Here is a 13396-nt window from a genome sequence, read left to right on the forward strand (position 1 = left end):
CCCATGGATCGCAGACAATTCCTGAAGCGCGGCGGCTTTCTGACCGTTTCCGCCGCCACGCTGGGCCTGAGCGGCTGTTTTGGCAGCGGTGGCGGAGGCGATAGCCCGCGCAGTTATACCTTCCCGCAGGGGGTGGCCTCCGGCGACCCGCAACCGGATAGCCTGGTACTGTGGACGCGGCTGGGCGACGCCAGCGCCGATACCGCCGTCACGCTGGAACTGTCTACCAGCGCCGGCTTTGCCAGCGTGCTGCACAGCGTTACCGTTACCGCCCAGGTGCAGTGGGATTACACCGTGCGCCACAAGGTGACCGCGCTGCAGCCGGGTACCGTTTACTACTACCGTTTCCGCGCCGGCAGCAGCGTCAGCCAGGTTGGCCGCAGCAAGACGGCGCCGGCCGCCGGCACCCCGCTGTCGCAATTGAAGTTCGCCTTCGTGTCGTGCCAGGACTGGAGCGTCAACCACTGGGCGGCGTTTGACGAGCTACTGCAGCAAGACCTGGACTTCGTGGTGCACCTGGGCGATTACATCTACGAAACCGTCGGTGCGGCGTTCCAGACCGGCAAGGTAGAAAGCCGCCACAGCCAGATCACGCTGCCCAACGGCACCAAGCGTAGCGATGGTGCCAGCTACGCCACCACGCTGGCCGACTACCGTACGCTGTACAAAACCTACCGTAGCGACAGCCGCCTGCAGGCCTTGCACGCTGCCTTCCCGGTGATTGCGGTATGGGACGATCACGAATTCAGCGACGACGCCTGGCAAGACCGCCAGACCTACACCACCGGCGACGACGCCAGCAAGGCCACCAGCCGCCGCCGTGACGCCAACCAGGCGTGGTTCGAGTACATGCCGGCCGACGTCAGCTTTGACGCGGCCAACCCTTCGTTCCAGAACATCCGTATCTACCGCGCGTTCAGCTTTGGCAACCTGGCCACCCTGGTGATGACCGACCAGCGCCTGTTCCGTGCCGACCACGTCATTCCCGAAGTCGGTGCCGGCAGCGAAGTGGGTAGCCGTTACTTCGTGCCCAAGTCCACGCTGGCCGCGGTGGAAAGTCAGAAGATGACCGCCGCCGGCGGCAGCCTGGACCCGGTGTCTATCCTGGGCAGCACCCAGCGCCAGTGGTGGAAAGACCGCATGAGCGCGGCCAGCACCACCTGGAAACTGTGGGGCAACGAGGTGTCGCTGTTACGCATGCAGGTAAACGGCACGCAGGCAGTGGCCGGCATGATGGTACAAAGCCTGATTGCGGCCAACGCGGGCCTGGCAGCTTTGCAAAGCCAGCTCACCACCGCATTGGTGAGCGACCTCACCACCGCGGCAGCCGCCGTCCCCAGCGCCAGCAAAGCCACCCAGGCGCCGGCGCCGGCTTACACCCAGACCAAGGCGGTGCTGGCGCTGGCCGGCGTCAGCGGCACCGTGTTCGACGCCGGCATCAAGCCGCAGCTGGACGCCGCGCTGCCGCCGGCACAGTTCTTCGACACCTTCCTGCTGAATGCCGACCAGTGGGACGGCTATAACGCCGAGCGCAAGGCGCTGCTGCAGCACCTGAAAGACAACGCCATCGGCAATGTGGTGGCGCTCACCGGCGACATCCACGCCTTCTTTGCCGGCAGCGTGATGGATGACTTCGACGCCGCCAGCCCGGTGCCGGTAATGGTGGATCTGGTCACCGCCGGCATTTCCAGCAACTCGTTCTACAGCTACTTCGAAAGCGTGGTGGACGGCAACGCCGCCTTCGCCAAGACCAAGCCGCTGATCTACACCGAGCAGGGCGGGGTGCGCACCAATACTTTCAACAGCACGCTGACGACGTTCAACCCGTGGCTGAAGGTGGCCAATACCGACGCTCAAGGCTACGCCATCGTCACCCTGACGCCTGCCAAGCTCAGCTGCAGCTTCCATACGCTGAAGCCGCTGGCCGCCGGTGCTGCGCCGGCTTTGCCTGCGACGCGCAGCATTACGCGGCTGGAAGTGGCCGCCGGCAGCCCGACAGTCACGGTGCCGGCGTAAGCACCGGAAAGCCTGCGGCCAACTTGCGCGGCGCCCCGGCTGCATGGCTTGCAGCGCCGCACAGGCAGCAGATCGGCTACACTCTGCTGCCTGTGTTTTTTGGTGCCTGCTATGTCCTCACAACCGCTACGTCAGTTCAGCCAGCGCGATGCGCGCCTGGCCGACCTTACTACTGCTGCCCAGGCCATCCTGACGCTGGACAAGGCCTTCAAGCGCCTGCTGCCGGGCCAGTTGGGCCAGCATTGCCAGGTGGCCTGCGTGCGCGATGGCGAGCTGGTGGTGTATGCGCACAACAGTACCGTGGCTGCCCGCCTGCGGCTGCTGGGCAACAGCGTGATCGCCCCGCTGACGCGCCAAGGCTACCCGTTGCGCAGCCTGCGGGTGAAGGTGCTGCCCACGCCGCCCAAGCCCGTTCGCAGCAAGTCGTTCCAGCTGTCCGATGCCGGCCTGCAAGCCTTTGCCCAGGCGGCTGACACGGTGCGTAACCCGGTAGTGAAGGACGCGCTGAATTCGCTGCTGCGCCACCATCGCGCCAAGTCCTGAGTAGCGGTCGGCCGCTGTCTGGCGGTCTAGTGACGCACCGCACTGTCATGCTGGCGTGATCCTTGCATGCTATCCCTGACCGTAAAGCCTCAAGCTAGCCCGCCTGCCGCGCGGCAGGTAAGCTGCCGGGCAGAAGCCGCAGAGCTTCGCTCTCAGGGATAAACCAATGATTACGCTCAAAACGCATCCTCTACGCCGTGGCCTCAATGACGAGGCGCATGCCCGCCCGCCGATCGCGATACCGTCGCCGGCCCGGCTGTCTACACTGACCCTGTTCTTCGAAGAAGACGACGGTGCCCAGCGCAACGCGCTGCAAGACCTGTTGCAGCGTATCGGCTTGCCAGCGCTGGACGCAGATCAAATGCACTACACCGGCGTAGCCGGTGACTTCACCATCCGCTGGGCGCTGCACACCGAATTTGCCCGCTACACCTTCGTATTGGGTGGCGATTTTGCCGAGCCGTTCGAGCGTACCGCGCTGGACCGCTTGCCTGCTGAATGGTTGGCCGCATTGCCGGGCTGCGTCATGGTGGCGATGCATGCTGTGCTGCTGCCTGCCACACAAGAGGCACCGGCGCTTGACATCGCCCGTCGCTGGTTTGGTGGCCAGGAGCTGATTGGCGCCGAAATCGGCGACGGCAACGGCGTCGCTTACACCGATCTGCGCCTACACCCTGACCCTAAGCTGGCTGAAGGTTTCAGCCGCTACGTGGTGATCGACCGTAGCATGGGGCCATCGCAATCCGGCCGCATGATGCAGCGCCTGTTCGAAATGGAAACCTACCGCCTGCTGGCGCTGCTGGCCTTGCCGGAAGCCAAGCGCCAGATGCGCGAGCTGGACGTGCTGGGTACCCGCTTGCGCAGCGTCAACCTGCATATGGCCGAGCACAGCGCGCACGACGCCGCCATGCTGGAAGAGCTGACCGAACTATCGGCCCAAGGCGAGCAGCTGATTGCACAGAGCCAGTACCGCTTTGCTGCCGCCCGTGCTTACTACAAGCTGGTCGAACGCCGCATTGCCGAATTGCGCGAGCGGCGCTTGCCCGGCCTGCAGCCGTTTCACGAGTTCATGGAGCGGCGGCTGGCACCGGCGATGGAAACCTGTGACACCGCCGCACGACGACAGGAACGGCTGATGGCGCGGCTGCAGCGCAGCACCGCCTTGCTGCGTACACGGGTCGAGGTCATGCACGAAGAACAGAACCGTGCCCTGCTGGCCAGCATGGACCGCCGGGCCGAGCTGCAATTGCGGCTGCAAGAGACGGTGGAAGGGTTGTCGGTTGCCGTACTGACCTATTACGCCGTCGGTTTGCTGGGCTACCTGTTCAAGGCCGGCAAGGCCGCCGGCCTGCACCTGGACGTGGAACTGCTGACCGGCATGTCGATTCCGCTGGTGGCACTGCTGGTGTGGCTGGGCATGCGTCGCGTAAAGCAGACATTGCAGCAAGGCTAGGTCGTGCTGTGCCTTTAAGCGGTTTATGTTGAGTAAGTTTTTTTATCGAAACTAATACTACGTGCAATAAAGTGCTGCCATTCGCCTAACCAAGCGTGGCTAACCATGCTGCGCCTTAGGCTAGCGCGATGGCAGCGCTGATGAATAGATAATCAATTCTGATATTTTTATTTATTGAAATAAGGCGCAGATCAAAGCTGTTTCGTTTAGTACAAGCCTGTCCAGCATTAAACCTTCAGAATAAGCAGGTTGATACCTCTGTAAGAGCCACCGATGCCCCTTTCTTCTTCTCGCCAATTACGCCCGCTGCTGATCAGCTTTGTCGCGGTTACCGTGCTGTTGGCCATCGCCCAGACCATCATCGTCACCATCGGCCTTAACAAGATCATGGCCAACAGCCGTTATGAGCACCAGGTGGCTGATGGCCTGACCGACCGCATGGCGGATCTGCGCTTTCATGTGGTGCAGATCCAGCAGTTTCTTACCGATGCCAGTGCGACGGGTGATCGTGACGGTTTTGGCGACGCCAAGGAGCACTATCAAGCCGCGGTCGGTAAGCTGGATGAGCTCAAGCAACTGGATACCATCTACGCCGACGACGCGCAGGCTACCCGCCAGTTGCTGGATACGTTTTATCAGGTGGGCCACCAAATGGCCGACGCCTACATCACCCAGGGTCGCGACGCCGGTAATGCGCTGATGAAAGCGCCGGGTGCCGGTTTTGACGACCGTGCCGAGGCGCTGACCAAAAAGCTGGAAGGCTTGCAGCAGCGTGTCGAAAGTCATATGGCCCAGGTGGTCAGTGATAGCGAAAGCCAGATCGATCAAGCCCAGCTCAGCTTGCTGCTGAGCAGTGGCTTGCTGATCCTGCTGGTAGTGGCGGGCGGTGTGCTGCAGTACCGTCGCGTATTCGGTAGCCTGGGTGGCGAGCCGGTGGAAGCCATGCGCCAGACGCGAGCCATTGCGGCGGGGGACCTCAGCCACAGCTTGCGGGTACCCTCTGGCCGTGAACAAAGCCTGATGGGTGCGCTGGCCGACATGCAGAACAAGCTGCGCGATATCACCGGCCGCATCCGCGAGCTGGCCGGTCAGGTACAAGGCAGTGCCACCCAGCTGAACGCGTCTGCCCACGGCGTACAGCAGGCCTCACACGCGCAGAGCGAGGCGTCGCGTGCCATCGCGGTGGCGGTGGAAGAAGTGCTGCAGAGCATCGACCAGCTGGCGCAGCAGCTACGCCACGTGGAGCAGGAGGCCCGCGACGCCGACGGCGCCGTGCACCACTGTGCCGGCCTGATCAACCAGTCGGCCGACGATATCCGCGGTATTGCCGATCATATCGGTGGCGCCGCTACCGCGCTGGACAGCCTGAACGTGCAGACGCAGACTATCGCCAGCATCACGCAAACCATTCACGATATTGCCGACCAGACCAATCTGCTGGCGCTGAACGCGGCCATCGAAGCCGCCCGTGCCGGCGAAAGCGGTCGTGGTTTTGCCGTGGTGGCCGACGAAGTACGCAAGCTGGCAGAGCGTACCAGCCAGGCCACTGTGGATATCAGCCGCCAGATAGACAACCTCAGCACCGGCATGCGTGGCGTGGTGAACACCATGCAGACCAGCGTGACCGCTACCCAGCATGGGGTGGTGCAGAGCCAGCAAGCCAGCGAGGCCATCCAGGGCATTCGCGACAATGCGGCCAACATTCGCCAGCACATCGAATCGGTAGCACTGGCGCTGCGCGAGCAGCAGCAGGCCGTGCGCGATATCGCCCAGCGCGCCGAGGTAATTTCCAGCATGACCGAGTCCAACCAGGCTGCGGTGGACCAGACCGCCGCTGCCGCCGGGCAGCTGGGCGCACACGCACAAGACCTTGGCGCAGCGGTATCCCACTTCAAGCAGTAAGCCTGAGCGGCAAACAACGCGGCCCGTCCTTCGTGACGGGCTTTTTTACGCCTGTCACCAGCGCCACGTTGGCCGCAAAAAAGGCTCCCCCTGCCTCGACACAGGGGGAGCCAAAGGGAGCCGGCGGCCGCAGCCGCGCTTGCTATTACTGCTGGATGATCTGGCGGATCTGCTCGATACCGGCCGGGTCGTCCAGGGTGGTGAGGTCGCCCGGGTCGCGGCCTTCGGCCAGTGCCTGAATGGAACGGCGCAGCACCTTGCCAGAGCGGGTCTTGGGTAGCTGGTTCACAAAGTACACCCGTGCCGGGTTGGCGATGGCGCCCAGCTGCGCCGCCACGCGGGCGATGACGTCTTTTTCCAGCGCGGCACGCTGTGTCGGGTCGTCCAGCAGCGACGGGTCCTTCACTACGGCAAACGCCTTGGGCACCTGGCCTTTCAGGCTGTCTTCCACGCCCACCACCGCCACTTCGGCAATGGCGCTGTGGCTGCTGACGGCTTCTTCGATCTCGCGGGTACCCAGGCGGTGGCCGGCGACGTTGATTACGTCGTCGGTACGGCCAAGGATGGTGTAGTAGCCGTCGTCGTCCTTGATGCCCCAGTCAAAGCTGGAGTACACCAGTTTGTCCTTGAACAGGCTGAAGTAGGTATCGACAAAGCGCTGGTCCTGGCCCCACACCGTGCTCATACAGCCCGGCGGCAGCGGCGGGATGACGCCGATCACGCCCTTCTCGCCGGGGCCGACTTCCTGGCCCGTGCTCTCGTTGAACAGTTTCACGTTGAAGCCGTACACCGGCAGGCCGGGGCTGCCGAATTTCACGGCTTTTTGTTCCACGCCGTTGCACAGCGTCAGCATCGGCCAGCCGGTTTCGGTTTGCCAGTAGTTGTCCAGCACCGGAATGCCCAGCTCGCCGGCAATCCAGGTGGCGGTAGGTTCGTCCAGCGGCTCCCCCGCCAAGAACAGCGCGCGCAGGCTGGACAGGTCGTATTTGTGCAGCCAGGCCGGGTCCTGCTTTTTCAGTACGCGGATGGCGGTAGGGGCAGAGAACATCACGCTGACGCGGTATTTTTCTACCAGCTGCCACCAGATACCAGCGTCGGGGCGCACTGGCAGGCCTTCATAAACCAGCGTGGTCATGCCGCTGATCAGCGGCCCGTACACGATGTAGGAATGGCCCACCACCCAGCCGATATCGGACGTGGAGAAGTAGCACTCGCCCGGCTTGCCGCCGTAGATGTAGTCCATGCTGGCGGCCAGCGCCACGGCGTAGCCGCCGGTGTCGCGCTGCACGCCCTTGGGCTTGCCGGTGGTACCGGAGGTGTACAGGATGTAGCTGGGGTGGCTGGATTCAACCCATTCCACGTCGGCGCGGTCGTGCAGGTGCGCGTCGCGCAGCGTGTCGTAGTCCAGGTCGCGGCCCGGTTTCATCATTGGCGCTTCGGCCAGGCCGCGGTTCACCACGATCACTTTGGCCGGTGCGCTGGCGCCAGCGTAGCCCAGCGCTTCGTCCACCAGCGGCTTGTAGGGGATAACCTTGCCGCCGCGCATGCCGGCGTCGGCGGTGATCATCACTTTGGGGCTGGCGTCCTCGATGCGGGTAGCCAGGCTGGCCGGCGCAAAGCCGCCGAACACGACGGAGTGGATGGCCCCCAGCCGCACGGTGGCCAGCATGGCGAAAATGGCCTCGGGGATCATCGGCATGTAGATCAGCACGCGGTCGCCCTTGGTTACGCCTTGCGCCTGCAGGATGGCGGCAAAGCGGGCCACTTCCTCGTACAGCTCGCGGAAGGTATAGCCGGTTTCGATGCCGGTTTCGGTCGACACGTAGGCCAGCGCGGTCTGCTCGGCGCGCTCGGCCAGGTGGCGGTCTACCGCGTTGTAACAGAGGTTGGTGAGGCCGCCCGCAAACCAGTCGCGAAACGGTGGCTGGTCGTAGGCCAGTACCTTGTCGAACGGCTTGTGCCAGTGGATGCGTGAGGCTTCCCGCCCCCAGAACGTGTCGGGGTCATCGATGGACTGCTGGTAAAACGCCTGGTACGGGGTCATGCCGGTCTCCTGGATACAAGTCTGTCAAGCGGTTGCTTGTCGGACAAAATAAGGAGTGCGCACCATAATGGTCAATCTTGCAGTGCAGCATCGGCTGGCTTTGCCCCTGTGCACGTTGCGGAAATACCGATAAAACCGTGGCTTGGATGGTGGGCTACAGGCAGTATTGCTGCCATACGTTCGATATGAACACTGGCCGAAGCGCGGTACTTTGCATTACTCTGAAAGACAGGGACCACCAAGCATTTCAGGACAAGACCATGGATGTGAAACATTATATGAACGTGGTAGGCCAGGCTGCTCGCAAGGCCAGCCGCGCCATTGCCCGTGCCGATACCAACCAGAAGAACAAGGCGTTGCACGCCATTGCCGACGCTATCGAGCGCGACCTGGACCGCCTGCTGGCGGCCAACATGCTGGACCTGGAAGCTGCGCGCAAGAACGGTTTGGCCGAGGCGATGATCGACCGCCTGACGCTGTCGGAAAAAGCTGCCCACGGCATGGCAGAAGGCTTGCGCCAGATCGCCAGCCTGCCGGACCCGGTGGGGGAAATGGGCGAGTTCAGCTACCGGCCGTCCGGGATCCAGCTGGGCAAGATGCGCGTGCCGCTGGGCGTGGTCGGCATCATTTACGAAGCCCGCCCCAACGTGACCGCCGACGCAGCCGGCCTGTGCCTGAAGTCGGGTAACGCAGTGATCCTGCGTGGCGGTTCGGAAGCCTTCCACAGCAACCAGGCCATTGCCGCCTGCGTGCACGAAGGCCTGCGCGTGGCCGACCTGCCGCCGCACGTGGTGCAGGTGCTGGAAACCACCGACCGCGCGGCAGTGGGCGAGCTGATCACCCTCACCGAGTTTGTCGACGTGATCGTACCCCGTGGCGGCAAGGGCCTGATCGAGCGCATCAGCCGCGAGGCGCGGGTGCCGGTGATCAAACACCTGGACGGCAACTGCCACGTTTACATCGACGACACCGCCAACCCGGAAAAAGCTTTCAATATCGCGCTGAACGCCAAGACGCACCGTTACGGCACTTGCAATACCATGGAAACGCTGCTGGTGCACACGGCTTTTGCCGAGTTCATTCTGCCAAGGTTGGCCGCAGCGTACTGGGAAAAGGGCGTCGAGCTGCGCGGCTGCGAGCGCACGCGCGGCATTCTGGGTGACAAGGTCGTACCCGCCACCGCCGACGATTGGGCTACCGAATATCTGGCACCGATTCTGGCCATCAAGGTGGTAAAAGGCATCGACGACGCCATCGAACACATCAACCATTACGGCAGCCACCATACCGATGCCATCGTCAGCGACGATTACGGCCGTTGTCGCCAGTTCTTGCGCGAGGTGGACTCGGCCAGCGTGATGGCCAATGCCAGCACGCGTTTTGCCGACGGCTTCGAGTATGGTCTGGGCGCCGAAATCGGCATTTCCACCGACAAGATCCACGCCCGTGGACCGGTTGGTCTGCACGGGCTGACCAGCCAGAAATGGGTAGTACTGGGCGACGGCCAGGTGCGCAGCTAGCCGGCCGCTGCTGGCGTGATGCCGCAGGCAAAACGGGCTGGCGCTTGCCAGCCCATTTTTTTGCAGGGAAGGGGACAGACATGCCGCCCGATACACGCATGGATATCGGCCAGCTTGAAACGCAGGTACGGGACGAGCGTATCCGGCTAGTGGCACGGCGCAGCTTTATCGCCAGCCTGTCTACCCCGGTGGCAGCGTGCTTGCTGCTGTATCTGGGCCACGCCGAGCACCTAAGCAACCTGCAGCCGCTCTATGTCTGGTTTACCTGTATCAATCTGGTAGTGGTGCTCAGCCTGGTCAGCATCTTGCCGCAAGCCTTGCGTGAAGAGCCGCCGGCAGACGGGCGTCGCTGGATACGCCTCTACCTGGTGACCAAGTGCCTGTTCGGTCTGGGTTGGGGTGCCAGCGTCTGGTTCCTGATGCCGATTGCCACCCCGGTGTACGGCATGATGCTCTACATCGTGCTCAGTGGCATTTGCGCCACGGTGGTGCTGGTGCACTCCATGTTCTGGACCTCTGTCGTCGTATTCCTGCTTGGTATCTATCTGCCGGTCTTGCTGCACGCTTGCTTATACCCGCAACCGCTTGACGTGTACGTCGCCATTGCCGGTGCGCTCTATGCTTTCTTGTTGATCGTTTATAGCGGCGTGGTGAACCGACAGCTGGTCTCCGGCGTGCGTTCAGCCTTACAGGCCAGGCTACTGACCGAAGAACTGCTGGACGCTAATGTGCGCGCCGAGCTGTCTCTGGCGGCTTTGCAGGACGAACACTTGCGACTGCAGCAGGCACTGCAAACCATTCGCAGCATGGCGCATCAAGACGAACTGACTCAGCTACCCAATCGCCGTGCAGCCATGGCTGCACTGAACGACAGGCTGGACGTGTGGGCAGTCAGTCAGGAGCCCAGCAGCCTGATCATGCTGGACATCGACCATTTCAAACGCGTCAACGACAGCTATGGTCACGACGTGGGCGACGCCGTGCTGTCGACACTGGCTACCCGTTTGCAAACGCAGTTACGCCCTTACGACCTGCTGGCGCGCTTCGGTGGCGAGGAGTTCATCATCCTGCTGCCCGGCATGCGGCTGGACGACGCCGCACAGCTAGCCCGCCGCCTGTGCGAACAGTTAGCCAGCGAACCCTTGCTACAGCAGCCACTGCCATTGCAGATAACCGCCTCGTTCGGCATTACCCAGCTGCGGCAGGGCGACACCCTGCACGACTGGCTGCGCCGCGCCGACCAGGCCATGTACAAGTCCAAACGTATGGGCCGTAACCAGTGCACCGCGCAGCAGTAAGCGGCAAAGTGTGGCGGCCAGGCTGCGGCCAAGCTGACCGAATGGCTTAATTTTTTAAACAGTTCCGCCTTGCGGAATAATGTACTTGATTGCGGAATCATTGCGCGCATACTCCCCTCATCAGCCTGCCGGCCAACGTCGCTGGCAGGCCACACATCAGGAGAGATGCCGTATGTCGCACCCCGTTCCCCATGCCGACCAGGCGCAATGGCTGCAACAGCTTGGCGTCAGGGATGTCGAGCTGGCCTTTGCCGACGTTACCGGTTTTGCCCGCGGCAAAACCTTGCCGCGCCAGGCCTTCATTGCTGGCCAGCAGCTGCGAATTGCCCGCGCCGTGCCGATTCAGAGCTGCATCGGCGAGTTTCCCGACTACCGGTTTTATGGCGAGCACGACCCGGACGTGACGCTGCTGCCCGACATGGCCACGTTGCGCCAGCTGCCGTGGGCCACCACGCCGCGTGCGCTGGTACTGTGTGATTGTGTCGATCACGACGGTCAGCTGTCGCCGCTGGCGCCGCGAACAGTGTTGAAAAATGTATTACAACGCTACGCAGCGCATGGCTGGACGCCGGTGGTGGCACCGGAGCTGGAGTTCTACCTGTTTGCGGCCAACCCCGACAGCGACGCGCCGTTCCAGCCGCCAGCCTTGCGTACCGGCCGCCGCGAGCGTGGTTTCGATGCCTTCAGCTTTACCACGCTCAACGACCTGGAAGCCTTTTTCGACGACGTGTACCGCGGCTGCGACATGCTGGGTATCGCCACCGATACCTGGGTGCACGAGATGGGCCCCAGCCAGTTCGAGATCAACCTCAAGCACGGCGACGCGCTGGCGCTGGCCGACCAGACCTTCCTGTTCAAGACCCTGCTGAAAGAAACCGGCAACCGTCACGGCCTGAACGTGGTGTGCATGGCCAAGCCGCTGGCTGGCGAGCCGGGCAGCTCCATGCACCTGCACCAGAGCGTGGTGGATAGCGAAGGCTGCAATGTGTTCAGCCAGCCGGATGGCAGCGAAAGCCGGCTGTTCCACGGTTTTATCGCCGGCATGCAGCAGTATCTGGCCGAGCTGATGCCGCTGTACTGCCCCAGCCCCAACTCCTACCGCCGCTTTGTCAAGAACCTGGCGGCGCCGGTCAACCTCAGCTGGGGGGTGGATAACCGCTCGGTAGGGCTGCGTGTGCCGCTGTCGGTACCGCAGGCGCGGCGCGTGGAAAACCGCCTGCCGGGCTGCGATGCCAACCCGTACCTGGCGCTGGCGGCCAGCCTGGGCGCCGGCCTGCTCGGTATGGAGCAAGGCCTGCAGCCGGCACCTGCCGTCACCGGCAACGTGTTCCTGCAAGAAGACGACGGCGGCGACAGCCTGCCGCGTACGCTGGATGCTGCGCTGGCGCGCATGCAGCAGGGCAGTGCGGCGGCCAACTTGTTCGGCGCCGAGTTCACCCGTGCCTACGCGGCGGTAAAGGAGGTAGAGCTGGCCAGCTTCCACGGCGAGATTACTGCCTGGGAGCGCCGCTATCTGGGGGTGCTGGCCTGAAATGCATACGGCCCCGGTGACGGGGCCGTATTGTCTGGCACGGAGCGTGTTCAGCGTTCTTTGGCCAGCAGCTCGATGATTTCGGTGCGGGTATAGCCCGGCATATTGCACTGCGCTTCCACGATCCACAGTTCCACTTGTTGGCGGTCGCCGTGGGCAGCCCGCAACAGCTTGCCGTAAGCCTCGCCAGTCAACTGGTTGTTGCTGTTCACACTGTGGCGCTGAGTGTGGGGGGCATAGACGGTTTGGTTGCGTGTGATCGATGCATTGCGTGGTTTGCGTTGCGGGCGGAAGAACACCCACAGCAACACGATGCACAGCAGACACACGACCAGAATGAACGTACCCAGCACTTCGATCTCCGACATAAAAACAGCCAGTATGGTAATAGAAATATCCCTAATGAATGATAGGTAAAACTACTTAATTCGATACGTTTGCATCAGATCAAGCAAGGCGGCAGTAATGATAGCGGCCAGCGGCCGCTAGCAGCAGAATCTTTCACATAACAGACACCTAGCAGCAAGGAGAGTTTCATGTACAAGCACCTTACCGTGGCGCTGGACGGCAGCCACAATGCCCAACCTGCCCTGGTAGAAGCCGTCCGTATTGCGGCTGCGGCCAACAGTCACCTGTCGCTGGTGCACGTCATCTGCCTGCATGATTTTGCCGTCGACAGCGTTGGCCTGCTCGATACCCAAGGCCTGTACGACGAAGCGCGCAAGCAAGGCCAGTCGGTACTGGACGAAGCGCAGGCCTATGCGCGTGCTCAGGGCGTGAAAGATATCACCCTGCACTTGCTGGAAGCCCCGCAAGGTGGCGATGCGGCTACCGCACAGCTGGTGGATTTCGCCTCCCAGGCCGCCGCCGACCTGCTGGTCATCGGCACCCACGGCCACCGTGGCTGGCGTCACCTGTTGCTGGGCAGCTTTGCCGAGTCGGTGCTGCGCCGTACCACGCTGCCGCTACTGGTGGTGCGTAACCCGGTAGACGACGACAGCGCGCCGGCCGTGCTGGGCTAAACCCGCGTCGGCAGCCGCCATGCAAAAGCCCTGTCTGTTACCCAGACAGGGCTTTTTTGTCGTTGCC

General features: G+C 62.8%; 10 protein-coding genes. 8 read left to right on the top strand and 2 right to left on the bottom strand.

Features of this window, described 5'->3' with window-relative positions; translation table 11 throughout:
* The first annotated feature begins 3 nt into the window (after window positions 1-3).
* The 4 genes from ACK4FZ_RS03470 (at window position 4) to ACK4FZ_RS03485 (ending at window position 5914) form a co-directional block, all read left to right on the top strand.
* Window positions 4-2016, top strand: coding sequence for an alkaline phosphatase D family protein (locus ACK4FZ_RS03470; protein ID WP_409818305.1), 2013 nt, complete (start codon window positions 4-6; stop codon window positions 2014-2016).
* A 111-nt stretch (window positions 2017-2127) separates the two neighbouring features.
* The gene (locus ACK4FZ_RS03475) at window positions 2128-2559 is read left to right on the top strand and encodes a DciA family protein (protein WP_144371014.1); all 432 of its coding nucleotides are present in this window, start codon (window positions 2128-2130) and stop codon (window positions 2557-2559) included.
* A 166-nt stretch (window positions 2560-2725) separates the two neighbouring features.
* Window positions 2726-4012 carry a DUF3422 family protein gene (locus ACK4FZ_RS03480; RefSeq protein ID WP_409818306.1) on the top strand — a complete coding sequence of 429 codons (1287 nt, stop codon included), beginning with the start codon at window positions 2726-2728 and terminating at the stop codon, window positions 4010-4012.
* A gap of 273 nt (window positions 4013-4285) precedes the next feature.
* Window positions 4286-5914 (top strand): methyl-accepting chemotaxis protein, encoded by a 1629-nt coding sequence (locus ACK4FZ_RS03485; RefSeq protein WP_409818307.1) that lies wholly within the window; start codon window positions 4286-4288, stop codon window positions 5912-5914.
* A 145-nt stretch (window positions 5915-6059) separates the two neighbouring features.
* Here the strand turns inward: ACK4FZ_RS03485 and ACK4FZ_RS03490 are convergent, their stop codons facing one another.
* Window positions 6060-7958 carry a propionate--CoA ligase gene (locus ACK4FZ_RS03490; RefSeq protein WP_409818308.1) on the bottom strand — a complete coding sequence of 633 codons (1899 nt, stop codon included), beginning with the start codon at window positions 7956-7958 and terminating at the stop codon, window positions 6060-6062.
* A gap of 260 nt (window positions 7959-8218) precedes the next feature.
* On the opposite strand from ACK4FZ_RS03490, the gene ACK4FZ_RS03495 reads away from it, so the two are divergent.
* The 3 genes from ACK4FZ_RS03495 (at window position 8219) to ACK4FZ_RS03505 (ending at window position 12307) form a co-directional block, all read left to right on the top strand.
* Window positions 8219-9478 carry a glutamate-5-semialdehyde dehydrogenase gene (locus ACK4FZ_RS03495; RefSeq protein WP_409818309.1) on the top strand — a complete coding sequence of 420 codons (1260 nt, stop codon included), beginning with the start codon at window positions 8219-8221 and terminating at the stop codon, window positions 9476-9478.
* 80 nt (window positions 9479-9558) lie between these two features.
* Complete coding sequence (locus ACK4FZ_RS03500; RefSeq protein WP_409818310.1) at window positions 9559-10776, top strand: GGDEF domain-containing protein; 1218 nt, start codon at window positions 9559-9561, stop codon at window positions 10774-10776.
* Between the two features lie 172 nt (window positions 10777-10948).
* A complete protein-coding gene (locus tag ACK4FZ_RS03505; RefSeq protein ID WP_409818311.1) occupies window positions 10949-12307 on the top strand; it encodes a glutamine synthetase family protein in 1359 nt (452 codons plus the stop codon).
* Window positions 12308-12357: 50 nt separating this feature from the next.
* Here ACK4FZ_RS03505 and ACK4FZ_RS03510 read toward each other — a convergent pair whose 3' ends face one another.
* The gene (locus ACK4FZ_RS03510) at window positions 12358-12675 is read right to left on the bottom strand and encodes a hypothetical protein (RefSeq protein WP_409818312.1); all 318 of its coding nucleotides are present in this window, start codon (window positions 12673-12675) and stop codon (window positions 12358-12360) included.
* Between the two features lie 168 nt (window positions 12676-12843).
* Between ACK4FZ_RS03510 and ACK4FZ_RS03515 the strand changes: the two genes are divergently transcribed.
* Window positions 12844-13329, top strand: coding sequence for a universal stress protein (locus tag ACK4FZ_RS03515; protein ID WP_409818313.1), 486 nt, complete (start codon window positions 12844-12846; stop codon window positions 13327-13329).
* Window positions 13330-13396: the final 67 nt, after the last annotated feature.

The organism is Vogesella sp. (assembly GCF_046297735.1).
Lineage (GTDB): Bacteria > Pseudomonadota > Gammaproteobacteria > Burkholderiales > Chromobacteriaceae > Vogesella > Vogesella urethralis.